General features: G+C 60.0%; 26 protein-coding genes. 12 read left to right on the forward strand and 14 right to left on the reverse strand.

All coding sequences use genetic code 11. From position 1 onward, the window contains the following. Window positions 1-227 precede the first annotated feature (227 nt). From bufA2 to cfaB, 4 genes are all read left to right on the forward strand, one after another. Complete coding sequence (gene bufA2 / locus BLU75_RS22925) at window positions 228-482, forward strand: BufA2 family periplasmic bufferin-type metallophore (RefSeq protein ID WP_084378346.1); 255 nt, start codon at window positions 228-230, stop codon at window positions 480-482. Window positions 483-545: 63 nt separating this feature from the next. Next, window positions 546-1,391 carry an MNIO family bufferin maturase gene (gene bufB / locus BLU75_RS22930; protein ID WP_084378345.1) on the forward strand — a complete coding sequence of 282 codons (846 nt, stop codon included), beginning with the start codon at window positions 546-548 and terminating at the stop codon, window positions 1,389-1,391. After that, on the forward strand, window positions 1,382-2,170 hold the full coding sequence (locus BLU75_RS22935; RefSeq protein WP_084378344.1) for an HvfC/BufC N-terminal domain-containing protein: 789 nt from the start codon (window positions 1,382-1,384) through the stop codon (window positions 2,168-2,170). Before bufB ends, BLU75_RS22935 begins: the two co-directional genes overlap by 10 nt. A gap of 86 nt (window positions 2,171-2,256) precedes the next feature. Next, window positions 2,257-3,441 carry a C17 cyclopropane fatty acid synthase CfaB gene (gene cfaB, locus BLU75_RS22940; protein ID WP_084378343.1) on the forward strand — a complete coding sequence of 395 codons (1,185 nt, stop codon included), beginning with the start codon at window positions 2,257-2,259 and terminating at the stop codon, window positions 3,439-3,441. A 65-nt stretch (window positions 3,442-3,506) separates the two neighbouring features. Here cfaB and cls read toward each other — a convergent pair whose 3' ends face one another. Continuing rightward, complete coding sequence (cls, locus tag BLU75_RS22945; RefSeq protein ID WP_084378342.1) at window positions 3,507-4,946, reverse strand: cardiolipin synthase; 1,440 nt, start codon at window positions 4,944-4,946, stop codon at window positions 3,507-3,509. A 130-nt stretch (window positions 4,947-5,076) separates the two neighbouring features. On the opposite strand from cls, the gene BLU75_RS22950 reads away from it, so the two are divergent. Further along, window positions 5,077-5,598 carry a DUF3617 domain-containing protein gene (locus BLU75_RS22950; protein ID WP_084378341.1) on the forward strand — a complete coding sequence of 174 codons (522 nt, stop codon included), beginning with the start codon at window positions 5,077-5,079 and terminating at the stop codon, window positions 5,596-5,598. 156 nt (window positions 5,599-5,754) lie between these two features. Here the strand turns inward: BLU75_RS22950 and BLU75_RS22955 are convergent, their stop codons facing one another. Genes BLU75_RS22955 through folE2 form a run of 7 tightly spaced genes read right to left on the reverse strand, consistent with a single transcriptional unit; the run spans window position 5,755 to window position 11,397 of the window. Next, on the reverse strand, window positions 5,755-7,092 hold the full coding sequence (locus BLU75_RS22955; RefSeq protein WP_084378340.1) for a dihydroorotase: 1,338 nt from the start codon (window positions 7,090-7,092) through the stop codon (window positions 5,755-5,757). Between the two features lie 2 nt (window positions 7,093-7,094). Further along, a complete protein-coding gene (locus tag BLU75_RS22960; protein ID WP_084378339.1) occupies window positions 7,095-7,655 on the reverse strand; it encodes a gamma carbonic anhydrase family protein in 561 nt (186 codons plus the stop codon). Beyond that, window positions 7,652-8,077: a phosphoribosyl-AMP cyclohydrolase gene (gene hisI, locus BLU75_RS22965; RefSeq protein ID WP_084378338.1), complete on the reverse strand. Its 426-nt coding sequence runs from the start codon at window positions 8,075-8,077 to the stop codon at window positions 7,652-7,654. The genes BLU75_RS22960 and hisI overlap by 4 nt, the downstream gene beginning before the upstream one ends. Next, a complete protein-coding gene (locus tag BLU75_RS22970; RefSeq protein WP_084378337.1) occupies window positions 8,074-8,958 on the reverse strand; it encodes a metal ABC transporter substrate-binding protein in 885 nt (294 codons plus the stop codon). Before BLU75_RS22970 ends, hisI begins: the two co-directional genes overlap by 4 nt. Before the next feature lie 11 nt (window positions 8,959-8,969). Further along, the gene (locus BLU75_RS22975) at window positions 8,970-9,836 is read right to left on the reverse strand and encodes a metal ABC transporter permease (protein ID WP_084378336.1); all 867 of its coding nucleotides are present in this window, start codon (window positions 9,834-9,836) and stop codon (window positions 8,970-8,972) included. Then, window positions 9,836-10,504: an ATP-binding cassette domain-containing protein gene (locus tag BLU75_RS22980; protein ID WP_084378335.1), complete on the reverse strand. Its 669-nt coding sequence runs from the start codon at window positions 10,502-10,504 to the stop codon at window positions 9,836-9,838. Before BLU75_RS22980 ends, BLU75_RS22975 begins: the two co-directional genes overlap by 1 nt. Further along, window positions 10,501-11,397, reverse strand: coding sequence for a GTP cyclohydrolase FolE2 (gene folE2, locus BLU75_RS22985; protein WP_084378334.1), 897 nt, complete (start codon window positions 11,395-11,397; stop codon window positions 10,501-10,503). Before folE2 ends, BLU75_RS22980 begins: the two co-directional genes overlap by 4 nt. Before the next feature lie 80 nt (window positions 11,398-11,477). Here folE2 and BLU75_RS22990 point away from each other — a divergent pair, with 80 nt between their 5' ends. Next, a complete protein-coding gene (locus BLU75_RS22990; RefSeq protein ID WP_084378333.1) occupies window positions 11,478-12,677 on the forward strand; it encodes an N-acetylmuramoyl-L-alanine amidase in 1,200 nt (399 codons plus the stop codon). On the opposite strand, the gene BLU75_RS22995 is transcribed toward BLU75_RS22990, so the two are convergent. Then, window positions 12,674-13,042: a glutamine synthetase gene (locus BLU75_RS22995; protein WP_084378332.1), complete on the reverse strand. Its 369-nt coding sequence runs from the start codon at window positions 13,040-13,042 to the stop codon at window positions 12,674-12,676. The genes BLU75_RS22990 and BLU75_RS22995 overlap by 4 nt on opposite strands. A 127-nt stretch (window positions 13,043-13,169) precedes the next feature. Between BLU75_RS22995 and dksA the strand changes: the two genes are divergently transcribed. Genes dksA through BLU75_RS23015 form a run of 4 tightly spaced genes read left to right on the forward strand, consistent with a single transcriptional unit; the run spans window position 13,170 to window position 16,459 of the window. Beyond that, on the forward strand, window positions 13,170-13,574 hold the full coding sequence (gene dksA / locus BLU75_RS23000; protein ID WP_084378331.1) for an RNA polymerase-binding protein DksA: 405 nt from the start codon (window positions 13,170-13,172) through the stop codon (window positions 13,572-13,574). A gap of 26 nt (window positions 13,575-13,600) precedes the next feature. After that, window positions 13,601-14,809 (forward strand): zinc metallochaperone GTPase ZigA, encoded by a 1,209-nt coding sequence (gene zigA, locus BLU75_RS23005; protein WP_084378330.1) that lies wholly within the window; start codon window positions 13,601-13,603, stop codon window positions 14,807-14,809. Continuing rightward, the gene (locus BLU75_RS23010) at window positions 14,809-15,453 is read left to right on the forward strand and encodes a DUF1826 domain-containing protein (RefSeq protein ID WP_084378329.1); all 645 of its coding nucleotides are present in this window, start codon (window positions 14,809-14,811) and stop codon (window positions 15,451-15,453) included. Before zigA ends, BLU75_RS23010 begins: the two co-directional genes overlap by 1 nt. A gap of 43 nt (window positions 15,454-15,496) precedes the next feature. Beyond that, window positions 15,497-16,459: a CobW family GTP-binding protein gene (locus tag BLU75_RS23015; RefSeq protein WP_084378328.1), complete on the forward strand. Its 963-nt coding sequence runs from the start codon at window positions 15,497-15,499 to the stop codon at window positions 16,457-16,459. On the opposite strand, the gene BLU75_RS23020 is transcribed toward BLU75_RS23015, so the two are convergent. After that, entirely contained in the window at window positions 16,453-16,845 is a 393-nt protein-coding gene (locus BLU75_RS23020; RefSeq protein WP_084378327.1) for a DUF3301 domain-containing protein, read from the reverse strand. The genes BLU75_RS23015 and BLU75_RS23020 overlap by 7 nt on opposite strands. Window positions 16,846-16,961: 116 nt before the next feature. On the opposite strand from BLU75_RS23020, the gene pdxY reads away from it, so the two are divergent. Further along, window positions 16,962-17,834 (forward strand): pyridoxal kinase PdxY, encoded by an 873-nt coding sequence (pdxY, locus tag BLU75_RS23025; RefSeq protein ID WP_084378326.1) that lies wholly within the window; start codon window positions 16,962-16,964, stop codon window positions 17,832-17,834. Window positions 17,835-18,351: 517 nt separating this feature from the next. Here pdxY and BLU75_RS23030 read toward each other — a convergent pair. Continuing rightward, window positions 18,352-18,837, reverse strand: a complete 486-nt coding sequence (locus tag BLU75_RS23030) for an acyl-CoA thioesterase (RefSeq protein ID WP_084378325.1) — start codon at window positions 18,835-18,837, stop codon at window positions 18,352-18,354. Window positions 18,838-19,129: 292 nt separating this feature from the next. Here BLU75_RS23030 and BLU75_RS23035 point away from each other — a divergent pair, with 292 nt between their 5' ends. Continuing rightward, on the forward strand, window positions 19,130-20,893 hold the full coding sequence (locus tag BLU75_RS23035) for a cation:proton antiporter (protein ID WP_084378324.1): 1,764 nt from the start codon (window positions 19,130-19,132) through the stop codon (window positions 20,891-20,893). A gap of 42 nt (window positions 20,894-20,935) precedes the next feature. Here BLU75_RS23035 and BLU75_RS23040 read toward each other — a convergent pair whose 3' ends face one another. The 3 genes from BLU75_RS23040 to uvrD all read right to left on the reverse strand — a co-directional run bounded on the left by BLU75_RS23040 (window position 20,936) and on the right by uvrD (window position 24,827). Then, the gene (locus BLU75_RS23040; RefSeq protein ID WP_084378323.1) at window positions 20,936-21,343 is read right to left on the reverse strand and encodes an SMI1/KNR4 family protein; all 408 of its coding nucleotides are present in this window, start codon (window positions 21,341-21,343) and stop codon (window positions 20,936-20,938) included. A 135-nt stretch (window positions 21,344-21,478) separates the two neighbouring features. Further along, window positions 21,479-22,339, reverse strand: coding sequence for a Tim44 domain-containing protein (locus BLU75_RS23045; RefSeq protein WP_084378322.1), 861 nt, complete (start codon window positions 22,337-22,339; stop codon window positions 21,479-21,481). Between the two features lie 304 nt (window positions 22,340-22,643). Beyond that, window positions 22,644-24,827, reverse strand: a complete 2,184-nt coding sequence (gene uvrD, locus BLU75_RS23050; RefSeq protein WP_084378321.1) for a DNA helicase II — start codon at window positions 24,825-24,827, stop codon at window positions 22,644-22,646. Window positions 24,828-25,011 lie beyond the last annotated feature (184 nt).

Raw genomic sequence — 25,011 nt, forward strand, 5'->3', positions numbered from 1 at the left:
AATAACTGTCCGAAGTGTGCCGATTTATCCTGGCCCGCACGAGTGATGGCGCGTGTTTATGTTGGGTAACGCCGGGTGTTTGCTGAAGTTTGAGGAGCCTCTATTGAAACTGGAAGAATAATTTCTGACGACGTTGTAACGCTCATCGGGGACCTCACTCTAGTGCTGTGTCGGGACTGAACAAAGGGTTCAGCCGACACCCCTATCGATCTATGAGGACTACAACCATGAACATCAAGAACGCCGTTTCCGGTGCCGCCCTGGCAATCGCTGCCGCCACGATGTTTGCAGGTGTCGCGACCCAGGCCCAAGCTGCTGCTGAAGCGCAGGTGCATTGTTACGGCGTGACCTCCTGCAAAGGCATGAACGATTGCAAGACCGCTGAAAACGCTTGCAAAGGCCAGTCTGTCTGCAAGGGCCACGGCTTCAAGGCGATGACCAAGGCAGCCTGCGACGCCGCTGGCGGTAAAGTCGGCGAGTAATGGCGAAGACTTGATCTCGCAGCGGTGTGCACGCCGCTGCGAACACCGGCCCTGGAGTTCGTCATGTCTGCATCGGTACCTTGCCTGGGCTACGGCCTGGGATTACGCAGTGCTTATTACCAGGAGATCATCGAGCAGTCGCCGGCCGTGGACTGGTTTGAAATAGTCTCCGAGAATTATCTGGTGCAAGGCGGCAAAGCCTTGTACTACCTGGACGCCATCGCCGAGCGTTACCCGTTGGTGATGCATGGCGTGTCCTTGTCTATCGGTGGGCCACATGCGCTGGACATGGGCTACCTCAAGCAACTCAAGCGACTGGCTGACCGGATCAACCCGGCCTGGGTGTCAGATCACCTGTGCTGGAGCCGTGGCAACGCGCATCAGTTGCATGATCTGCTGCCATTGCCCTACACAGAAGAAAGCCTTTATCACGTTGCCGCCCGCGTGTCGCAGGTGCAAGAGGTGCTGCAGCGGCCACTGGTGCTGGAAAACGTCTCCAGTTATGTGCGCGCCAAGGCCGATCAATTCACCGAGTGGGAATTCCTCAGTGCCTTGAGCCGCCTCAGCGGCTGTGAGCTGCTATTGGACGTGAACAACGTGTACGTCAGCGCGCGCAACCATGGCTTCGATGCCTGGACCTTCATTCGCGACTTGCCGCCCCAGAGCATCCGCCAACTGCACTTGGCCGGGCATAGGGATTACGGCGACTACGTGGTCGATACCCATGATCAGCCGGTGTGCGATCCGGTGTGGACGCTTTATCAACAGACGCTGGAGCACGTGGGACCGGTGGCGACGTTGCTGGAGCGCGATGATCATTTCCCGCCGTTTGCCGAACTGCTCGACGAGTTGGCCAAGGCCCGTGAACTCGGCGCCATGGCATTGGCGCGGAGGTCGCTATGCGCCTGATCGATTGGCAGTTGGCGTTCGAGCAGCATCTGATGACAGAGCACGGCGCCGCGGATAAGGGTTTCAGCGCGAGCTTGATCGGTGGTCCAAGTCTGGATGTCGACACCGGGCTGGCGATTTATCACAACGCCTATAAGGCCCGCTTGCTGGAGGTGATGCAGGGGGATTTTCCGGCAGTACGGCACTGGCTGGGGGACGAAGCGTTTGCGGCGCTGGTGCAGGCCTACGTGCACCGCTATCCCTCCGAACATTTCAGCTTGCGCTGGTTGGGGCAGCGCTTTGCAGGCTTTCTCGCTGACTATCTGATCGCGGAGCAAAGTGCCCCATTGGTGGAGCTTGCACGGCTGGAGTGGGCGTTTACCCTGGCGTTCGATGCGCTGCCATGCCAGCCGCTGACACTCGCCGACATGGCCGGGCTGGCGCCTGAGGCGTGGCCAGGGCTCAAGGTGCAGCGGACGCCCTCGGTGCAGTCGCTGACGTGTCGTTTCAACAGCTTGGCAATCTGGCGTTCATTCAAGGATCAGGTGGATTTTCCCGGCAGCCACCCGTTGGCGCTGACCGAAGTCTGCCTGGTCTGGCGTGACCAACAGGTCTGCCGCTACCGCAGCCTGGAACCCGCGGAGGCATACGCGCTGGTCGGAATGCTCGACAGCGCTTGGACGTTTTCAGAACTGTGCGCCGAATTGGCAGTCACTCATCAGGAGGGCGCGCCGCTGCAAGCTGCTACCTGGCTGAAACAATGGGTCCAGGACGGCTTGCTGCAACGTCGAGCATCTTAGAAAATTTCTATCAGATCGATAGCCAGCTACTTTTCTGCGGATGGTCTACCCTCATTTTCAGGTGTCTGAAACAAGGGGGACTACTCATGCTCGCGCAACTTCCACCGGCCTTACAGAATCTACAGCTTCCGCTGCGTCTGCGACTCTGGGACGGCCATGAATTCAATCTGGGTCCGGAGCCCAGTGTCACGATTGTGGTCAAGGATCCGGTGATGGTCACGCAACTGACCCATCCCACGCTCAATTCATTGGGCACTGCCTTCGTCGAGGGCAAACTGGAGCTGGAAGGCTCTATCACCGAAGTGATCCGGGTGTGTGACGAACTGAGTCATGCGCTGGTCGAGGACGATGATGACAAACATCCGGTTCGATCAATCCATGACAAGGCCACGGACGCAGCGGCCATTTCCTACCATTACGACCTGTCGAACGAGTTTTACCAGCTCTGGCTGGACCGTGACATGGCTTATTCCTGTGGTTATTTCGAAACCGGCAGTGAATCCCTCGATCAGGCCCAACAAGACAAATTCCGCCATCTGTGCCGCAAATTGCGGTTGCAGCCGGGGGAGTATCTGCTGGATGTCGGGTGCGGTTGGGGCGGGCTGGCGCGCTATGCCGCGCGGGAGTTTGGGGTGAAAGTCCTGGGCATCACGCTGAGCAAGGAACAACTGGCCTTGGCCAAGGAACGGGTGATTGCCGAAGGTCTTGAGGATCAGGTGGAGCTGAAACTGCTCGACTACCGCGACCTGCCCCAGGATGGGCGATTCGACAAGGTGGTCAGCGTAGGTATGTTTGAACACGTGGGTCACGCCAATCTGGCGCAGTACTGCAAGACCTTGTTCGGCGCGGTACGCGAAGGCGGGTTGGTGCTCAACCATGGGATCACTGCCAAACACACCGATGGCCGTCCGGTGGGACGTGGTGCCGGTGAGTTTATCGAGCGTTACGTGTTCCCCAACGGCGAGTTGCCGCACCTGGTGATGATCAGCGCCGAGATCAGCGAAGTGGGCCTGGAAGTGGTCGACGTGGAAAGCCTGCGCCTGCATTACGCGCGCACCCTGGACCATTGGAGCGAGCGCCTGGAAGACAATTTGGAAACGGCGGCGAAGTTGGTGCCGGAGCAAGCCTTGCGTATCTGGCGCCTATACCTGGCTGGGTGTGCGTATGCCTTTGCCAGGGGCTGGATCAATTTGCATCAGATCCTGGCGGTCAAGCCCCATGCCGATGGCAGCCATGAGTTGCCGTGGACGCGAGAAGACCTCTACCGTTGAGATCTCAGAGGGTGGCGGCTTGTGTGGGAGCGAGCAAGCCCGCTCCCACATTTCGGTGGCGCAACTTATAGGATCGGGGAAATCAACCGTGCGACCCGCATGCCCAGTTGTTGCAGGCGGCGGGGCTGGCGGCTTTCTTCCTGGCTGGTTTCATGCGACTGGGCGAAGTCATCCAGCAGCATCTGCTCTACTTCGCTGGCAAAGGCCTGATCCACGGTCAACAGCATCACTTCAAAATTGAGCCGGAATGAACGGTTGTCCAGGTTCGCACTGCCGATGGCGCTGATTTCGCTGTCCACCAACACCACTTTCTGATGCAAAAAACCGGGTGTGTAGCGGAACACCCGTACGCCCGCGTGCATCGCTTCGATCGCATACAGGCTGGATGCGGCGTAGACAATGCGGTGGTCGGCGCGGGAGGGCAGCAGCAGGCGCACATCAACGCCACGTAACACCGCGAGCCTCAGCGCGGCGAATACGGCTTCATCCGGAACGAAGTACGGGCTGGTGATCCATACGCGTTCGGTCGCCGCATGAATGGCCTCGACAAAGAACAGCGAGCAGGTTTCGTACGCGTCAGCCGGACCGCTGGCCAGCAACTGGCAGAGCACGCCGTCATCGGCATAGGTGTCGGGCAAGATCAGCGGCGGCAGTTCACGTGCGGCCCAGAACCAGTCTTCGGCAAACGACTCTTGCAAGCAGGCCACCACCGGGCCGCTGACGTGCACATGGGTGTCACGCCAGGGGGCGAGTGGCGGTTTCTTGCCCAGGTATTCATCGCCCACGTTATGCCCACCGACAAACCCGCTGACGCCGTCCACCACGACAATCTTGCGATGGTTGCGGAAGTTCACCTGAAAGCGATTGAGCCAGCCGCTGCGGGTAGCAAAGGCCTTGATCTGTACCCCGGCATCGCGCAGAGACTGCACATAGCTGTGGGGCAGGGAGTGGCTGCCGATGCGGTCGTACAGGACGTAGATGGCCACACCTTCGGCGGCTTTTTCCTTGAGCAAGGTGGCCAGTTGTTGCCCGAGTTCATCGTCATGGATGATAAAAAACTGAATCAGCACCGCCGTCTTTGCCGAGCGGATGGCCTCGAAAATCGCGTTGAACGTGGCGTCGCCATTCACCAGCAAACGCACCTGATTGTTGGCCAGGCACGGCATGCGTCCCAGCTTGGGCATGGCGCGCAGGGACGCGTAGGCGAGGGAGTTGCGCGCGGCCAGGGCTTCTTCGACCCAAGGCCGCCAGTTCAGCTCGGTAATTGCCTTGCGCATTTCCTGATTGGCCTGGCGGCGGGCCTGGATGTAAGCGTCAAAGGTGCTGCGGCCAAAGATCAGGTAAGGAATCAGCGTCAGGTAGGGCATAAACATCAACGACAGCGCCCAGGCAATCGAGCCTTGAGCGGTCCGGACGGTCAGCACTGCATGAATGGCGGCCAGGGAGCCGAGAAAGTGCAGGGTTGCGATCACGTAGCCAAGCAGGTGCGGGCCAAAGAAATCCATGGACGACGTTACTCCTGACAATCCAATGCTTAACAGACCATGTTCGGCGGGGAAAGTCGCTATTTTATTCGCCGTGCAACACTCGCGGCTTTACGACGTCTAACGCCGACAATTATCCAGGAGTTACCCGATGAATGCTCGTCTGCTTGGTTTGGCCATGGTTGTTGGTTTGACGCTGCCCGTGGCGGCGCAGGCGCAGATGTTGGCGCCGGGCTTGTGGGAATTGACCACCAGCAATATGAAAGTCGATAACCAGAGCTTGCCGGATCTGTCGCTGATCCTCGGTCAACTGAAGCAACAGATGACCCCGGAACAGCGAGCGATGCTGGAAAAACAAGGCATCACCATGGCCGGAAAAGGCGTCCAGGTGTGCCTGACACCGGCCCAAGTGGCGTCCGATTCGATCCCGCTGACCGACCCGCAGTCGGGTTGTAAGCAGGAAGTGACGGATAAAACCGGCAACCAGTGGAAATTCCGCTTCAGTTGCCCGAAAGCCCAAGGGACCGGTGTGGCGACGTTCCAGAGCCAGAAAGCTTTCACCACCACGGTCAACGGCACGTTCAATGCCACAGGCGTACAGCAGAATGGCAGCCTGGATACTCATGCCCAGTGGTTGGGCAGCGATTGTGGAACCGTCAAGCCAAGAGCCTGATAAACCCTCTTCGTGTAGGAGCGAGCTTGCTCGCGAAGAACGTTAACGATGACGCCGGGAGTCTGGTACCCCGAGGCGTCCTCGGTTTTTTTGCGAGCAAGCTTGCTGCTACAGAGAGCTGCCTCGGCGTGTGATCTTGATCCTGCGCCCCGTCAATCACCGCCAAAAATGCAGGGGTAACCCCTGGCAACTGTCCTGCACTTGCCCGTCGTGCCAAGCGACACAGCCGGAAACCAGCGTGGTACTGACGCTATGGCGAAAGCTACGCTCGGCGAACGGGGTCCAGCCGCAACGGGCGAGGATCGGCTGGCTGCTGACGGGCTTGCCCTGGGGTTCGGCTTTGATCAGCACCAGATCGGCCCAATAACCTTCGCGCAGATAACCGCGGTCATGGATGGCGAACAGATCTGCGACCCGGTGGCTGGTCTTGGCCACCAGGGTTGTCAGCGGCAGTAAGCCGTCGGCTACCAATTCCAGCAGCGCCGGCAGCGCGTGCTGCACCAACGGCAAGCCGCAAGGCGCCTCGCGATACTGCAGCTGTTTTTGCGTCCAGGTGTGGGGCGCGTGGTCAGTGCCGATCACATCCAGGCGGTTGCTCAGTAAAGCCTGGCGCAGCGCGTCACGATCGGCGCGGGTCTTGATCGCTGGATTGCATTTGATCTGATGGCCCAGGCGTGCGTAATCACGATCATCGAACAGCAAGTGATGCACGCAGACCTCAGCCGTGATGCGTTTTTCCGCCAAGGGCTTGTCTTCAAACAGCGCCAGTTCGCGAGCGCTGGTCAGGTGCAGCACATGCAGGCGTGTGCCATGGCGCCGGGCCAGTTCTACCGCCAGGGATGAGGAGCGGTAGCAGGCTTCGGCATCACGAATCAGCGGATGTGCGACGGCGGGGATGGCATCGCCAAAACGCGCTCTGAAGCGCTGTTCGTTGGCCTGGATGCTCGGCGTGTGTTCGCAGTGAGCCAGCAGGATGGTCGGCACCTGCGCGAACAGGCACTCCAGAATTCTGGGATCGTCCACCAGCATATTGCCGGTGGACGCTCCCATGAACACTTTGACCCCGGCCACGGTGCGCGGGTCGAGCGCCGCGACGGTATCGAGATTATCGTTGCTCACCCCAAAGTGAAAACCGTAGTTGGCCACCGAATCCCGGGCCGCTCGCGCCTGTTTGTCGGCCAATGCTGCAAGGGTTAAGGTCGCGGGCTGAGTGTTGGGCATGTCCATGAAGCTGGTGATGCCACCGGCCACCGCCGCTCGGGATTCGCTGTAGAAGCTGCCTTTGTCCGGCGCCCCGGGCTCGCGGAAATGCACTTGGTCGTCGATCATTCCTGGCAGCAGCCATTGGCCTTGGGCGTCGATCTCGATGGGGGCATTTTGCCCCTCGATGCTGCTGGCGATGGTGTCGATACGGCCGTTGGCGATCAGCAGGTCGGCATCGAATATTTGGCCTTCATTGACCAGGCGGGCGTTGCGGATCAGCACGCGGTGCATGTTCAAAACTCGTTTTGCAGGGCTTTGTAGCCGCGCACCAGATCAACGTTGGTACGCGCCACATCTTCGGAAAACTCCGAGGCGCTGACGCTCACGGGCGGGTAGAGCGACAGATCGGTGTGGGGACCGATGCGCGTGGTCGACGGCACATAGAACGCCGCGGGCAAATCGCGGCCATCGACCACCGAGTTGTGCCGTACCACGCAGCCATCGCCCACCACGCAATTGAACAACACGCTGTTGAAACCGATAAAAACCCGGTCACCCACGCTGCACGGCCCATGAACGATGGAGCGGTGGGCAATGGACGTGAATTGGCCAATGTTCACTGCCGCGCCGGATTTGGAGTGGATCACCACGCCATCCTGAATATTCGAATTGGCGCCGATGGTGATGGGATCCATGTCGCCATTGGCATCCACCTCGTCGGCGCGGATCACGGCGTAAGGGCCGACAAACACGTTTTCGCCGATGATGACCTTGCCGCAAATAATGGCGGTTTTATCGACGTAGGCCGACTCGGCAATCACGGGCAGGTCGCCGGAAGGGTTCTTGCGGATCATGCGGCAGGCTCCTTGAGGGGGGCGGTGAGGACATGGATCTGGTCGTGGTCGATGGCGTTGTAGAAGCAGGTCAGGCGCCCCGTATGGCAGGCCGGGCCTTGTTGATCGACGATCAACAGCACGGCATCGCCGTCGCAATCCAGCCGGGCTTCTATCAACCGTTGCCGATGACCGGAGCTTTCGCCCTTGCGCCACAACTGTTTGCGCGAGCGCGACCAGTAACAGACTTGTCGGGTCGCCAGGGTTTCGTCGAGTGCCTGACGATTCATCCAGGCCAGCATCAGCACCTCGCCACTGCCGTGTTGTTGCGCGATGGCCGCGATCAGGCCGGCACTGTTCCACGGCAGCGCGTCGAGTACGTGGTCGAGAGCAAAGCAATCCCCCGGCGCTGCCGTTTCCAGGTCGAGCATCGACAGTCTCATGGCTGGCGCAAAGCCTCGTACAAGGTGTCGAGGTTGTACTCAAACAACCCGATGAAGGTACTGGCCGGGCCTTTGGCGGCCAAGGCATCGGAGTACAGGGTGCCGCCGATCCGGGCACCACTTTCATCGGCAATCTGCTTGAGCAGGCGCGAGTCCTTGATGTTCTCCATGAACACCGCTTTGACCTTGTCCTGGCGGATCTGGGTGATCAGCGCCGCTACTTCGGCGGCCGACGGGTCGCGATCGGTGGACAGGCCTTGCGGCGCCAGGAAGTCGATGCCGTAGGCCTGGCCCAGATAACCAAAGGCGTCATGGGAGGTGACGATGCGGTGGTTGCCGGGCGGCAGCGAGCCGAGTTTGCGGTTGGCCTCGGCCAGCAGACGGTAGATCTGCTTCAGGTAGACCTGACTGTTGTGCTGATAATCGGCCTGGTTGGCCGGGTCGGCGGCGCTCAACGCCTTGGTGATGTTGTTTACATAGATTTCGGTATTCGCCAAATTGTGCCAGGCGTGCGGGTCGGGGAGGGTGTCGCCGTCTTCTTCCATGGTCCGGGCGATCACCCCTTTGCTGGCGGTGACAACCACGGCGCGGGTCTCGGTGCTGTTGATCAGGCGATCCAGCCACGGCTCGAAACCGAGGCCGTTCTTGATGATCAGACGTGCCTTGAGCAATGACTTGGCATCGTCCGGAGACGGTTCATAGGTGTGGGCGTCGGCGTCGGGACCGACCATGTTGCTGATCTGGATATGCTCGCCACCCACTTGCTGGGTGATATCGGCGAGGATGCTGAAACTGGTCACCACCTGGAGTTTTTCGCCCGCCTGGGCGGTCGTGAACGACAGCGCCAGCAACACACTGAACAGCACGGGAAGAGCACGCATCGATAGACACCTCATTGGGATGTAAGCAAAGGCGGGCGGCGCAGCAAACCATGCACCGGGCCGAACACCACGGACAGCAGATACAAACCGCCGGCCACCAGCACAATCGCCGGGCCGCTCGGCAGCGAGTAGTAGAACGACAGCAACAGACCCAACCACACCGACACGCATCCCGATACCGCCGAGACGGCGATCAACACCGGCAGGCGTCGGCTCCAGAAACGCGCCGCCGCTGCCGGCAGCATCATCAGTCCGACCACCATCAAGGCGCCGATGGCCTGGAAGCCGATCACCAGATTCAGTACCACCAGGGTCAGGAACAAGCCGTGTGCCAGCGGGCCGAGGCGGCTCACGGTTTGCAGGAAAAGTGGGTCGAGGGTGTCCAGCAGCAGCGGTTTGTAGATCAGTGCCATGGCGATCAGGCTGAAGCCGGACACCCAGAGCATGCCGGTCAAGGTCGGTCCGTCCACCGCCAACGCCGAACCGAAGAGCAGGTGCAGCAGGTCCAGGCGCTTGCCGGCGATGCCCAGGATTAATACGCCGATTGCCAGGGAGATCGGATAGATGGCGGCCAGGCTGGCATCTTCCCGCAGGCCGGTGCGCCGGGTGATCCAGGCGGCGAGCCCGGCCATGCTCAGGCCGGCACCGAGGCCACCTAGCGTCAGGGCAGGCAAGCTCAGGCCGGCAAACCAGAAACCCAGCGCGGCGCCGGGCAGGATGCCGTGGGCCACGGCGTCACCGATCAGGCTCATGCGCCGCAGGATTAGAAATACCCCAAGCGGCGCGGTGCTGCAGGCCAGGACCAAGCCGCCCAGCAGAGCGCGGCGCATAAACACGAACTCGTGGAACGGCAGCCAGAGATGGGTCGCGAAGTGCATCACGCGACCTGCATCCGCGGCTGCTGGAGAATCAGGTCTTTACTGGGTGCAAGCACGCAGCCGCTGCTTTTAATCTGCAGGGTCTGGGGCAGGTGTCGGCGCACGGCGGCCAGGTCATGGCAGACCACGACCAGGGTTCGTCTTTCGGCATGCCAAGCGTGGATGTGCTTCCATAACAGCGCTTGCCCTTCTTCATCCAGTGCGGCGTGGGGTTCGTCCAGCAGCAGTAGCGGCGCGTCGGCCAGGCTGAGACGCGCGAGCAGGGCGCGTTGCAATTCGCCGCCGGACAACGCCATCAAAGGCCGCCGCTCCAGACCGTCCAGGCACCAACCTTTCAACACGGCACGCAGGCGTTGGCGGCGCTGTAGTGGTGTCTCTTGGCTGCCCCAGAATCCAGCGGCCACCAGCTCTTCCAGGGTGATTGGAAACTGGCGGTCCAGGTAGTGCTGTTGCGCCAGGAACGACAGGCCGCCGCGTCGTGGAACCTGCAGAATGACGTTTCCGGCCAAGGGCTTCTGCAACCCCGCGATGACTTTCAACAAGCTGCTTTTGCCCGAACCGTTGGCACCGATGACGCCGGTGAGACTACCTTTGGCCAACGCTATATCGATCGCCGGTGTCAGCGGTTGGCCTGGAGCGCCCCAGCGCAATTGGTTGCACTTGATCACGTGGATGCCCTCGTCCAGCGGCTTTCGGCCACGGCGTCATGCGCGTGCAGGCTTTCGGCGTGAACCACCTTGAGGTGGAAAGCGTTGACGGCCGCTGAGCGTTGCAGCGCCAGGTTCAAGCGGCGAGCGGCATCCTCGCAAAACATCAGGTTCTGCCCGTTGGCCAGGGCGAAGGCTTGTTCGTCGGCACGTTTGACGGCGGTTTGCACGGCGGTGCCAAGGGCGGCTTCGGCATTGTCGATCAACTCAGCCAGCGGCAGGATTGGCTGCTGATTGTTCAGATGAATGTGTAGCTGGGCGCTGCTGCGTTGACTGTGGGGTGTGGCCACGATGCCTTTTACGCTGCCGAGCCAGGCCAGGACATCGGCGTGCTGCAGCGAGGTGTTGCCGAAGTCGTCGACAAATTGCTGCTGAATCAACTGCCTGGCGAGGGCGGCGGAGCAAGGGCAGGTGGAAGAATAAGTCACGTCAATTTTTAGTTCCACGTGGAACATCTGGTTTTCCAGGCGCGCTTCGATACTGACTGGGTAGGTCTTCCAACCCGCTAACGGGCTTACCAGCGCGTGACGTTTAAGCAGCAAGTCGACATGAATCCGCAGATAGGCGTTGCCCGATAAACCTTCGTGACTATCAAGGAAGTGCTGCAAGACTTGGCGCAACAGGGCTGGCCGCAGATCTTCTTGCTCGAGTCTTTCTAGCGCCAGATACAAGCGTGACATGTGAATGCCGCGTGCCTCGCCGTCGTCCAGGCTCACGCCTGCATCAACCTTTGCGCTCAAGCGCTGGCCGTCGATGAGGATAGGAAGGGCAATGCCGCACATGCCCACCCAGTCGAGCGGCAAGGCTTGGCGTGAAGCCTGCGCGGCGATATCCGGCAGAGTCAGCGCGTTCATGAGCAGGTCCAACGTTGGTAATGAAATGATATGTTATAGTATAACAATCGAGTCGACGATTATTTTCTGCGGTGTATCCCATGCACAGACGTCAGCTTCTCAACCTGCTACTGGCCAGTGCGGTGTTCACATTGCCGTTGGGGGTTGGCGCGACACAGATTCGCAATGCCCGTTTGTGGCGCTCGGAGGACAAGCTGCGGCTGGTGTTCGATCTCAGCGGTCCGGTGCGCTACAAAACCTTTTCCCTGACGGCTCCCGAGCGATTGATCATCGACTTGAACGGCGCGAGCCTGAGCGCTGATTTCAGCCAACTGGCGCTGGCCAACAGCGGTATCAGGTCGATTCGCTCCGGGCATCTGGGCAAGAACGACACACGGATCGTTCTGGATCTTGCGGCGCCCATGCAGCTCAACAGCTTTCTTTTGCCCCCCCAGGATGGGCAAGGGCATCGACTGGTACTGGATTTGATCAGCGCCAGACAGGCGCCGTCATCGATCGCCACGACGAGCGCGCCGGTGAACAGGACTCACCCCAAGCGCGACATCATCGTTGTGGTCGATCCCGGCCACGGCGGCAAAGACCCAGGCGCCGTCGGAGCCAAGGGAGAGCGCGAAAAGGACGTGGTGCTGTCCATCGCTCAACGGTTGGCCAAGCGTTTAAAGCGCGAGAAAGGCTTTGACGTGAAACTGGTACGCAATGCTGATTTTTTCGTGCCGTTACGCAAACGGGTGGAGATTGCCCGCAAACACAACGCCGACATGTTTATTTCAGTACACGCCGATGCGGCGCCCAGGCTAACCGCCTCCGGCGCGTCGGTGTATGCGTTATCCGAAGGCGGCGCGACCTCGGCGACCGCGCGCTTCATGGCGCAACGGGAAAACGGCGCTGACTTGCTGGGAGCAACCAGCCTGCTCAGCCTTGCGGACAAGGACCCGATGCTCGCGGGGGTGATTCTTGATATGTCGATGAACGCCACCATCGCCGCCAGTCTGCAACTGGGCAGCACCGTGCTGGGCAGTTTGGCGGGCATTACCACGCTGCATCAAAAACGCGTGGAACAGGCCGGATTCGCGGTGCTCAAGTCACCGGACGTGCCGTCGATCCTGGTGGAGACCGGATTTATTTCCAACGTCCGCGACAGCCAGCGGCTGGTCACTGCACGCCATCAACAGGCGATAGCGGATGGGTTGTTTGAAGGCTTGCAGCGTTATTTCCAGAAACACCCACCGATCAACAGCTACATGGCCTGGGTTCAGGAACAGCAGAAAGCCCAGACCTAACAGCCGGTGAGACGGTTGCAGGTGAACTTGGCGCTGGTGCCACCGGAACTTGAAAAACGGTTGATGGTGGTCCAGCCCACCCGTCGGGTGTAGCCCACCCACGCCTCGCCATCGCTGGCCAGCCCGGTGAAGAACGTCAGTTGCCCGTAGCGGCTGTTGGTCTGGGCCCAATAGCGTTTGCCAAGCACCTCGAACCCGCGCAAATACGTGGTATTGCCGTGCGTCGCGACACTGTAGGCATTGCCCTCGGGATCAACGCAAGCCAGCAGGTTGGCGCTGCGCGTGCAGTTGGCCAACGGGCTTGGCACTTGGGCATTGGCCTGGTTCGCAATCACCAGTAACAGTCCGCACAACAGGTATCTCATGGGGTGTCTCGAGGCATTGAGGGACTCAAGCATTGCGCCCTTCGTCGTGACGAGCAAGGGTAAGAGTGGCTTATTTGCACTGTTATACTATAACATTAAAAGACAGCCACCCCGTGAACCTGTCTCTATGACCGAACAAGACCTCTTTGCCCAATCGCCCGCCGACTACATGAACGAAGCCCAACTAGGGTTTTTCCGCGAGTTGCTGTTGGCCCAACGGTACGACCTGCAAGCGCGGATCGAAACCGAGTTCCTGGTGCTGCGCGAACAAGAACCTTGCAGCGACCCGGCCGATGTCGGCAGCGCGGAAGAGCAGCGTCAATGGCAGTTGCGCTTGCTGGAGCGGGAAAAAAAGCTTCTCGACAAGATCGACGAAGCCTTGGAACGCGTGGCGCGTGGTGAATACGGCTGGTGCTGCGAGACCGGCGAAGCCATCGGCCTCAAGCGCCTGTTGCTGCGGCCCACGGCCACGCTGTGTATCGAAGCCAAAGAACGTGAAGAGCTGCGCGAACGCCATCAACGGGCGATTTGACCGGCCAACCTGATGAGGAATACCTGATGACCGACCGTCTCCCCGTTACCGTGCTGTCCGGATTTCTCGGCGCCGGTAAAAGCACGCTGCTCAACTACGTCCTGCGCAACCGCGACAACCTGCGGGTGGCGGTGATCGTCAATGACATGAGCGAAATCAACATCGATGGCGGTGAGGTGCAGCGGGACGTCACCCTCAATCGCGCGGAAGAAAAACTGGTGGAAATGAGCAACGGCTGCATTTGTTGCACGTTGCGCGAAGACTTGCTGGTGGAAGTCGGAAAACTCGCCAGGGATGGTCGGTTCGATTACCTGTTGATCGAGTCCACCGGCATTTCCGAGCCGCTGCCGGTGGCGGAAACCTTCACCTTCCGCGACGAAAATGAGCAAAGCCTGGCGGACATCGCGCGCCTGGACACCATGGTTACCGTGGTCGACGGCATGAACTTCCTGCTCGACTATCAGGCCGCTGAAAGCCTGGCCTCCCGAGGCGAAACCCTCGGTGAAGACGACGAACGCTCGATCACCGACCTGCTGATCGAGCAGATCGAATTCGCCGATGTGATCCTGATCAGCAAGATCGATCTGATCAGCAGCCGCGAACGCGAGGAACTGGTGGCGATTCTGGAGCGCCTCAACGCCCAGGCGCGAATCATCCCGATGGTGATGGGCGAAGTGCCGCTGACAGAAATCCTCAACACCGGGCGCTTCGACTTCGAACGTGCGGCCCAGGCGCCTGGCTGGTTGCAGGAGTTGCGTGGCGAGCACGTACCGGAAACCCAAGAATACGGCATCGCGTCCACGGCCTACCGCGCTCGGCGCCCGTTTCATCCCCAGCGTTTTTATGACTTCATCGACCGCCCGTGGGTCAATGGCAAATTGTTGCGCTCCAAGGGGTTTTTCTGGCTGGCGAGCAAACACCAGGAGGCCGGCAGTTGGTCCCAGGCCGGCGGTCTGATGCGCCATGGTTTCGCCGGGCGCTGGTGGCGCTTTGTGCCGAAGAACCAATGGCCGCAGGACGAGGAAAACGTCGCCGCAATCATGAAAAACTGGACACCTTCAACTGGCGATTGCCGCCAGGAACTGGTGTTTATCGGGCAGAACATCGACTTCACCCAACTGACGGCTGAACTCGACGCGTGCTTGCTGAGCGATGATGAAATGGCTTCGGGTGTCGAAGGCTGGCGCTTGCTGAGCGATCCTTTTGGCCCTTGGCACGAGGAGAGCGCAGCCTGATGCTGGCACCTGTCATTCAACTACGCCCGGTGATTCGCCCGGCCTTCGGTGAAACCCCGCTGATCCTCACCGACATCCTGCAAGACGGTGTGAACCTGGCGCTGTGGCAGCGCCAGTTACCGCTGCACATCGCCGAATTCGGCGCCTTGCTGGCGTCACTGAACGAGCCGTTGGCCGAGTCGCTGGTACTGGAGCTGGACAGCGAACAGGCTGAACCTGATCTGCGAGGCCTGGCATCGGGCTTCAGTGATCTTGAAGGCTATGAAGGCTTTATCGCCGATGTGTCGTGGCTGGTCAGCGCCTTTGCGTGCCTGCTGGGCGCCAAGCGTATCGGCGTGCGGTTAAGGCTGCTGGATAAAGCCATGTGCCCACGGTTTCACGTCGATCATGTGCCCGTGCGGTTGATCACCACCTATGCCGGGATTGGCAGTCAATGGTTGCGGGAAGGGGTGATGGACCGGCGCAAGTTGAGTCAGGCAGATGCGGAGCCCGAAGCGCGTATCGAGCAGATCCACTGTGGTGAAGTGGCCTTGCTCAAGGGCGAAAAATGGCATGGCAATGAAGGCTTCGGCGTGATCCACCGTTCGCCAGCGCTGGCAGCCAATCAACGACGGCTGATTCTGACCCTGGATTGGTTGGCATAACCGCGTAGGATCGAACCTCTCTACACGGTCCGAATATATCCCGATGCTCCAGAACATTCCCACCCACGTGATCGCCGGCCCCTTGGGTGCCGGCAAGACCAGCCTGATTCAACACCTGCTCGCCCAACGTCCGGTCAACGAACGTTGGGCGGTGTTGATCAATGAGTTCGGGCAGATAGGCTTGGACGCGGCACTGCTGACCCGCGACGACGATGGCATTGCCCTGGGTGAAGTGGCGGGCGGCTGCTTGTGCTGTGTGAATGGAGCGCCTTTTCAGGTAGGACTGGGCCGATTGCTGCGTAAGGCCAAGCCGGACCGATTGTTCATCGAACCCTCAGGCTTGGGGCACCCGGCACAATTGCTCAGGCAATTACGCCAAGCGCCGTGGCAAGGCGTGCTGGCCGTTCAGCCGTGTGTGCTGGTTCTGGACGCGCAGGCGCTGGCGGCGGGCAAACCGTTGCCGGATGCTCAGCGTGAGGCCTTGGTCAGTGCAGGTCTGCTGGTGTTGAACAAGGCTGAAGGGCTGGACGACACGCAGCGCGCGACCATTGAAGATCAATTGCCGGCGTGCGCTCGATACTGGACACGCCAAGCGGCCTTGCCCTTGGCGCAGCTCCCGGGGCTGTGTGTTCAAGCCGGGACGGCTGTGGATAACTTGGAATTGCCCAAGGGAGCGGCGTCAATGCCGCACATCTGGAGCGATCCATTGCTGCCGATCTGCCTGCATCAGGCTCAGGAAGGCGGCTGGAGCGTCGGTTGGCGTTGGCATCCGAGCCAGCGGTTCGACCCGGAAAAGCTCCGGCAATACCTGGCATCCCTGGATTGGCGGCGCGCCAAGCTGGTTATCCACAGCCCGGACGGTTGGGTTTCGGCTAACGCTGTGGATAATGCGCCGCTTACTTGGCAGCCCAGCGAGTGGCGGCGAGACTCGCGCATCGAGTTGATTTTCAACCAGGCGCAGGAGGTTGCGGTGTTGCAAAGCGCCTTGGCTGCTTGTCGTCAGTGACGGCTTTTGCTGTGTTCCTGGCGCCATTGGCTTAATTCAATCACTTCTGCGCTGGGCTGCGGCGTCTTGATCTCGAACGGGTAGGGCGCCAGTTCAATCTGTGCACTGTGGGCACCGAACTGGGTGATGGTGCCTGGATGACGGGCTTCGCCGGTCACGGTGAACTCGAAGTTGTAAATCCGCGCCAACCGACGCCGACCATTGGCATCCTTCACAAAACCGATGCGCTTCAAGGCCACGGCGCCGTCGAGCAGTTCGATGTCGAGCTTGGCGCAATGCTGCTTGACCCGTTCCAGCGCGCGCTCGCGCAGGCCATGATTGTGCCACACCCACGCAGCAGCGGCCGCGAACAGCATCAGCACGAAGATATTTCCCAGGGTCAGCATTCGATGAACTCCAACAAAGTATGAACAGCTTAACTGCGACGCTGGTCTGTCGTACAGGCTGCGTTTAGACGCATACTGCGCGGCCAGAAATTAACCGTTTTACGGAAGTCCCTTGCATGAAACGTACGCCTCATCTGCTTGCGATCCAGTCCCATGTGGTTTTCGGCCATGCCGGAAACAGCGCTGCCGTGTTTCCCATGCAGCGGATCGGAGTGAATGTCTGGCCACTCAACACCGTGCAGTTCTCCAACCACACCCAGTATGGTCAATGGGCGGGAGAAGTGTTGGCGCCGCAGCAAATTCCCGCACTGGTTGAAGGCATCGCGGCGATTGGTGAGTTGGGCAACTGTGATGCGGTGTTGTCCGGGTATCTGGGCAGCGCGGCCCAGGGACGAGCGATCCTGACGGGGGTGGCGCGGATCAAGGCAATCAACCCGAAAGCGCTGTACCTGTGCGATCCGGTGATGGGGCACCCGGAAAAAGGCTGCATCGTGCCGCAGGACGTCAGTGATTTCCTGCTGGACGAGGCGGCCGCCATGGCCGACTTCCTGTGCCCCAACCAGTTGGAGCTGGACAGTTTTTCCGGACGCAAACCGCAGTCGCTGCTCGATTGCCTGGGCATGGCGCGGGCGCTGTTGGCTCGCGGGCCGAAAGCGGTGCTGGTCAAGCACCTGGACTATCCCGGCAAGCTGGCGGAGGGTTTCGAGATGCTGCTGGTAACCGCCGAAGGCAGCTGGCACCTGCGACGGCCACTGCTGGCGTTTCCACGCCAGCCGGTAGGTGTGGGCGACCTGACGTCGGGCCTGTTCCTGGCACGAGTATTACTCGGAGACAGCCTGTTGGCCGCCTTCGAATTCACCGCGGCGGCAGTGCACGAAGTGCTGCTGGAAACCCAGGCCTGCGCCAGTTACGAGTTGGAGTTGGTGCGGGCCCAGGACCGAATCGCCCATCCGCGCGTCCGGTTCGAGGCGACGGCAATTGGTCTGTGAGGTTATGCAGCGGGCTGAAGAGCTGTTTTGGGCCGAGTGGATGAGCTTTTTGTGTTTGACTTGAGATCCACCCCTCACCCTAACCCTCTCCCAGAGGGAGAGGGGACTGATCGGGGGATATTGGCGGTTTACGGCGACCTGAGAGAGCGGCCTTGAATCCATAATCGAAACGGTCGTTCAGGTTGCCGATTTTCTCCGCACACTTCGGCCAGCGCCCACTCTCTTTTGGTGGAGAGGGGCCGATTGGGGGTACTGGCGGTTTACATCGACCTGAAAGACCGCAGTCAACACGGTTTCCCAGGTTGCCGATTTTCTCCGCACACTTCGGTCTGCCCCCTCGCCCCTCTGGGGAGAGGGTTGGGGTGAGGGGCGGATCTCAAGCCGGCCACCTATCGCACGGCCACCCCGGGATTTTCAAACGGGACACGCCATAGCCCACTTCGCCGCGAAACCTTGATCTCGACAGCCCGCCTCAACCCGATGCAGCTGGTTTCTCAACTACTTGAAAGGCTAGCCATTAAGGCGCGTCGGCCTTGATCTCCCGATAGCGCTTTTCCAGTTCCTGGCGGATCTGTCGGCGCTGCTGCGCTTGCACGAACCGGCGCCGATCTTCGCTGTTCTGCGGCTGCAGCGGCGGAACGGCGGCGGGTTTGCGGTTGTCGTCCACCGCGACCATGGTGAAGAAGCAACTGTTGGTATGGCGTACCGAGCGCTCGCGGATGTTTTCGGTGACCACCTTGATCCCCACTTCCATCGACGTATTGCCGGTGTAGTTGACCGACGCCAAAAACGTCACCAGCTCGCCGACATGGATCGGCTCGCGGAAAATTACCTGATCCACCGACAACGTCACGACATAGCGACCGGCGTAACGGCTGGCGCAGGCGTAGGACACTTCGTCGAGGTACTTGAGCAGCGTGCCGCCATGGACATTGCCTGAGAAGTTGGCCATGTCTGGGGTCATCAATACCGTCATCGACAGCTGGGCGTTTCCGGGTTCCATAGCACACTCACGGTTGTAGGCATTGGTTGGGGAGGCACCTCTGCGGGTGCTCGAATCTTTGCAGAACCATCCCTAACGGGACGCCGAGACGTGAGTTGTCGTCACGCCCGGAGCTATCTGTTTCCATATATTGCACCGGCTTTCTGCAGGAAGTCGCGGTGTTAACCTTGGAAAGCCCGGTTCAGGGGGCATTTCTTACATTTAAGGCAGGCTTTTCCTTCCGCGTATTGCGATTATTTGAACGACAGCACCGGAGTCGGAAAAGCGCCAGCACCCTTGGGAGCCGCTCGCCATGCACGCCATCAGTTTTATCCAGGACCTGGCCGTGATCATGCTGGTGGCGGGGGTGGTGACGATACTGTTCCATCGTTTCAAGCAGCCGGTGGTCCTGGGGTATATCGTCGCCGGCCTGATCATCGGTCCTCATACCCCTCCATTCGGCCTGATTCACGACGAGGACACCATCAAGACCCTGGCCGAACTGGGTGTGATTTTCCTGATGTTCTGTCTGGGCCTGGAGTTCAGCCTGCGCAAGTTATTCAAGGTGGGTGTCACCGCATTTATCGCAGCCTTTCTGGAAATCGTCCTGATGATCTGGATCGGTTTCGAGATTGGCCAATGGTTCGATTGGAACACCATGGACTCGCTGTTCCTAGGCGCAATCCTGGCGATTTCCTCCACCACCATCATCGTCAAGGCGCTTAATGACCTGAAGATGAAAAACCAGCGTTTTGCCCAACTGATCTTTGGCGTGCTGATTGTCGAAGACATCCTGGGCATCGGCATCATTGCCTTGCTCTCGAGTATCGCCGTCAGCGGCACGGTCAGCTCCGGCGAGGTGTTTTCCACGGTCGGCAAACTGTCGTTGTTCATGATCGTCGCCCTGGTCATTGGCATTTTGCTGGTGCCACGGCTGTTGGCCTATGTGGCCACATTCGAAAGCAACGAGATGCTGTTGATCACGGTCCTGGGACTGTGTTTTGGTTTTTGCCTGCTGGTGGTCAAGCTGGAATACAGCATGGTGCTGGGGGCGTTCCTGATCGGCGCAATCATGGCTGAATCCCGGCAGTTGGTGAAAATCGAGCGCTTGGTCGAGCCGGTTCGCGATATGTTCAGCGCGATTTTTTTTGTCGCCATCGGTTTGATGATTGACCCGCAGATCCTGTTGCAATATGCCTGGCCGATTGCGGTGATTAGCGTGGCCGTGGTGCTGGGCAAAATGCTCTCCTGTGGCTTGGGAGCCTTCATTGCCGACAACGATGGCCGGACTTCGTTGCGCGTAGGGATGGGACTGTCACAAATTGGCGAGTTTTCGTTCATCATCGCCGCGCTGGGGATGACCTTGCAGGTCACCAGCGACTTTCTCTATCCCGTGGCGGTCGCCGTATCAGCCATCACCACACTGCTGACACCGTACTTGATCCGTGGCGCCGACCCGCTGTCCTTGAAAATCGCGGCAATAATGCCGCGGCGCATGAGTCGGGTGTTCGGGATGTATGGTGAATGGCTGCGCAGTATTCAGCCGCATGGCGAGGGCGCGATGCTGGCGTCGATGATCCGCAAGATCATCCTGCAAGTGGGAGTGAATCTGGCGCTGGTCATTGCGATTTTCTTTGCCGGCAGCTTTTTCGCGCTGCGCATTGGCGACTACCTGGAAGTCTGGATCAGCGATCCGGGCTGGCAGAAAGCACTGATCTGGGGCGGAGCGTTGCTGCTGTCGCTGCCATTCCTGATCGCGGCGTACCGCAAGCTCAAGGCACTGTCGATGTTGCTGGCGGAGATGAGCGTCAAGCCGGAAATGGCCGGGCGCCACACCCAGCGTGTGCGACGGGTGATCGCCGAGCTGATCCCGATCCTCTCGCTGCTGGTGATCTTCGTGCTATTGGCAGCCTTGTCGGCGAGTATCTTGCCGACCCAGAAGCTGCTGGTGCTGATTGCGGTGGTCGCGGCAGCGGTGGCCGCCGTGCTCTGGCGCTGGTTCATCCGCATGCATACGCGGATGCAGGTGGCCTTGCTAGAAACCCTGGATAACCACAATGACACGCCAGAACACTGACCAAGATCCTACGCATGAGTGTCGTTCAATCGGGGCGGAGCATCAGCTTTCCAGCCAGACGTCCCGTGCCCAGTGCCATACCGATTCCCAGGACTCTTCGGTGACCAGTTCTTCGTCACCGGACCATAGCACCACGGTGCCGTCTTCTTCGACGCAGTAATAGTCTTCGCCGTCCTGACAGATCGGGATCAATTCGCGCGGTACGCCGATATCCCAAGCGGTAGCGGCGACTTCCGGCAGGTAGGTGTGAGAACCGGGATCGGTAATGGTTACCGGCTCCAGGCTGCCGTAGACCACATCGCTGACCGTCAGCAGGAATTCCTTGAAGACGAACGGGATGTTAATGAACAACTGTTCTTCAACTTCCACCAGTTGGTCTTCGTCAGGCAGTTCCAGAGGAACCGGTACAGGTTCGTTCGCTTCACGCAATTGTTCGATGACTTCTTCCACGGCCGGGATCCTCTTGCTAGATGGCGCGGTTTATAGGAGCGTTTTATACAGTAGCTCGCTATAAGTGCAACCGTGAAATAGAAAACCCCGGACAAGTCCGGGGTTTTTGTTACTGCGTGCTGAAGCCTTGAAGGATCAGGCGTTCTGGCGGATACCGGCGACCAGCCAAGGCTGGTTTTCACCTTGCGGACGCTCCATGTTCCAGCTTTCGCTGAACACTTCGCCCTGGTCGAAGCGCGAGGTCTTCGACACGCCACTGAAGGTCAGCGTAGCGATGGTCTTGTCGGCACGGTCGTCCACGCCTTCCAGCTGTACCTGCAGGTCGTCGATGTAGGTCGACTGGAACGCGTCGCCCAGGTCGGCACGTTCGCGCTTGAGGAACTCCAGCAGTTGTGGGGTCACGAACTCGGCGATCTTGTCCATTTCGTTGGCGTCCCAGTGTTGCTGCAGGGACTGGAAGTGGTTGCGGGCCGCTTCAACGAAACGCTCTTCGTTGAACCAGGCGGGCGCATTGATTACCGGACGTGCGGCAGTCGGGGCTGCCGAACCGCCAAAGATCGAGCCCATGGCAGGCTTTTGCTCGAACACTTCACGCTGCATCGGCGCGCCGGCTGGAGCCAGGTGCTCCTGTTGCTTGCGACGACGGGCGGCGATGAAACGGAAGATCACGAAAGCGATCAGCGCCATGATCAGGATGTCGAAAATCTGCATGCCCTGGAAGCCGTCACCCATGAACATGGAGGCGAGCAGGCCACCGGCAGCGATACCGGCCAGAGGGCCCAGCCAGCGCGAAGCACCGCCGGCTTTGGCAGCGGCACCCGCGGCACCGGCCGTGGCAGCTGCACCGCCGGCACCGGCAGCTGGCGCCATTTTGCTGGTTTGGTGGCTCGGCGCGGAGCCGAAGCTTTTGCCGCCGCCGAAGCGCTTGGCGTTGGCGTCGAGGCTCATCGTCAGGCCAATGCACAACGCCATGGCGATGCTAAGAAAACGTTTCATAAAGGGAATTCCCATTTGTGGATTGCACGCGCGCCATGTTGCACAGGTGTGATCGCAGTGGCTAGCGGCATAATGTTTCGGGCTTTTGCGTAAGACTGGATCCGAATGATCCGTAGGACTTATTACAGATATTGGCCCGCTACGGGTAAAAACAAGTGTAGGCCCATAAACCTTTCATTTTAGGAGCGAGGGGGCGCCTAGCCCTTACTCGCGAAAAACCTGAGGGCGCCCTCAGGTTTCCCGTGTCATCGTTAACGCACTTCGCGAGCAGCTCGCGCCCACCGGGCCCCAAGGCCGCAAGGTCTCATATCGCTTCCAGCTTGGCGTAGCCCATCATCAGCCACTTGCTGCCTTCGGCGAAGTTCACCTGCACCCTTGCCTGGGCGCCGGAACCTTCGAAGTTGAGGATCACGCCCTCCCCAAAGATTGCATGTTTGACCTGCTGACCCAGGCTGAAGGGCGTCTCGGGAATTTCCGAGCCGGCGAACAGGCTACTGTTGCTTTTCTGTTGGCTGCCGCCGAACGGACGGCTGACGCTGTTGGACAGCCGCACTTCCTGAATCAGTCCCTTCGGCACTTCCCGTACGAAGCGTGACACCTTGTTGTAGGTCTCGCTGCCGTACAGGCGACGGGTTTCAGCGTACGTCATCACCAGATTCTGCATGGCGCGGGTGATGCCGACGTAGGCCAGACGACGCTCTTCCTCCAGGCGGCCCGGTTCTTCCAGGCTCATTTTGTGCGGGAACAGGCCTTCTTCCATGCCGACCAGGAATACATAAGGGAATTCCAGGCCTTTGGCGCTGTGCAGTGTCATCAGTTGCACGCTGTCTTCGTGCTCGTCGGCCTGGGTATCGCCGGCTTCCAGGGACGCATGGCCGAGGAAAGCCGCCAGCGGTGACAGGTCGGCGTCTTCTTCGCTGTTTTCGAAAGCGCGGGCGGCGCTGACCAGTTCCTCGAGGTTTTCTACCCGGGCCTGGCCCTTCTCGCCTTTTTCCGCCTCGTGATAAGCGATCAGCCCGGATTGTTCGATCACGGTCTGGGTCATCAGGTGCAGGGGCATTTCCAGGCACTTGGCGGCGAGGTTGTCGATCAGCTCGACAAATACGCCCAAGGCGCCGGCGGCGCGGCCCGTCAGGCCTTTATTGGCGATCAGCAGACGCATCGCTTCCCACATCGATACATCGCTGTGGCGCGCATGTTCACGAATCGCCTCGACGGTTTTCTCGCCGATGCCACGCGCCGGTACGTTGATCACCCGCTCCAGCGCTGCATCGTTGCCGCGACCTTCCAGCAAGCGCAGGTACGCCATGGCGTTCTTGATCTCGGCGCGCTCGAAGAAGCGTTGGCCGCCATAGATGCGATACGGGATGCGCTCGCGCAGCAACGCCTCCTCCAGCACCCGCGATTGGGCGTTGGAACGGTACAGAATGGCGATGTCGCTGCGGGCCAGGCCGGTTTTCAGGGCGCTTTCGATGGTTTCTACCACGTAGCGCGCTTCATCGTGCTCGTTGAAGGCGGCGTAGAGGTTGATCGCCTCACCTTCACCGCCGTCGGTCCACAGCTCCTTGCCCAGGCGCCCGGTGTTGTTGGCGATCAAGGCATTGGCGGCCTTCAGGATGCCCGCGGTGGAGCGGTAGTTCTGCTCCAGGCGAATGGTCTCGGCGTCCGGGAAGTCTTCGGAGTACTGGTAGATATTCTCGATTTTCGCGCCGCGCCAGCCATAGATCGACTGGTCGTCGTCGCCCACCACCATCAAGCTGTCACCGCCCTTGGCCAGCAGACGCAGCCAGGCGTACTGCACGGCGTTGGTGTCCTGGAATTCGTCCACCAGGATATGCCGGAAGCGTTTCTGGTAGTGCGCCAGCAATCCCGGGTTGTCACGCCACAGGTCGAGGGCGCGCAACAGCAGTTCCGAGAAGTCGATGACGCCGGCGCGCTGGCAGGCGATTTCGTAGGCTTCATAAATGCTGCGCATGGTCGCCAGGAACAGATCACCACTGGCTTGAATATGCTGTGGGCGCAGGCCTTCATCTTTCTGGCCGTTGATAAACCACTGGGCCTGACGGACCGGCCAGCGCTGCTCATCCAGGCCCAGCTCACGAATCACCCGCTTGACCAGGCGTTGCTGGTCATCGCTGTCGAGAATCTGGAAGGTCTGGCTCAGGCCCGCTTCCTGCCAGTGGGCCCGCAACAAGCGGTGCGCCAGGCCGTGGAAGGTGCCAACCCACATGCCGGCCGGGCTGATGCCCATCAACTGCTCGATGCGGTGGCGCATCTCGGCAGCGGCCTTGTTGGTGAACGTCACCGACAGGATGGAGTGGGGGGAGGCGTTTTCAACCTGGATCAGCCAGGCGATACGGTGCACCAGCACTCGGGTTTTACCGGAGCCAGCACCGGCCAGGACCAACTGACGGCCAACGGGGGCTGCTACGGCCTGGCGTTGGGCATCGTTGAGAGAGTTCAGCAAAAGAGAGAGATCATCGCGCATCGGCGCATTCTAGGGTGCCGGGTGAAGGGGGGCAAATCCCAATGCCGGGTGGTCGCTGGAAAAACACCCGCGCAGGATCCGACAAAGCACTAATCATCGCTCGGTGATGACTGGTTAGTCATCGCGTGCAGGCCGCAGCCTGTCTTGTTCAGGCGCTCTGGCACCGACGTTTCGCTTGTTTGTT

The organism is Pseudomonas mucidolens (assembly GCF_900106045.1).
In the GTDB taxonomy this organism is placed as follows: domain Bacteria; phylum Pseudomonadota; class Gammaproteobacteria; order Pseudomonadales; family Pseudomonadaceae; genus Aquipseudomonas; species Aquipseudomonas mucidolens.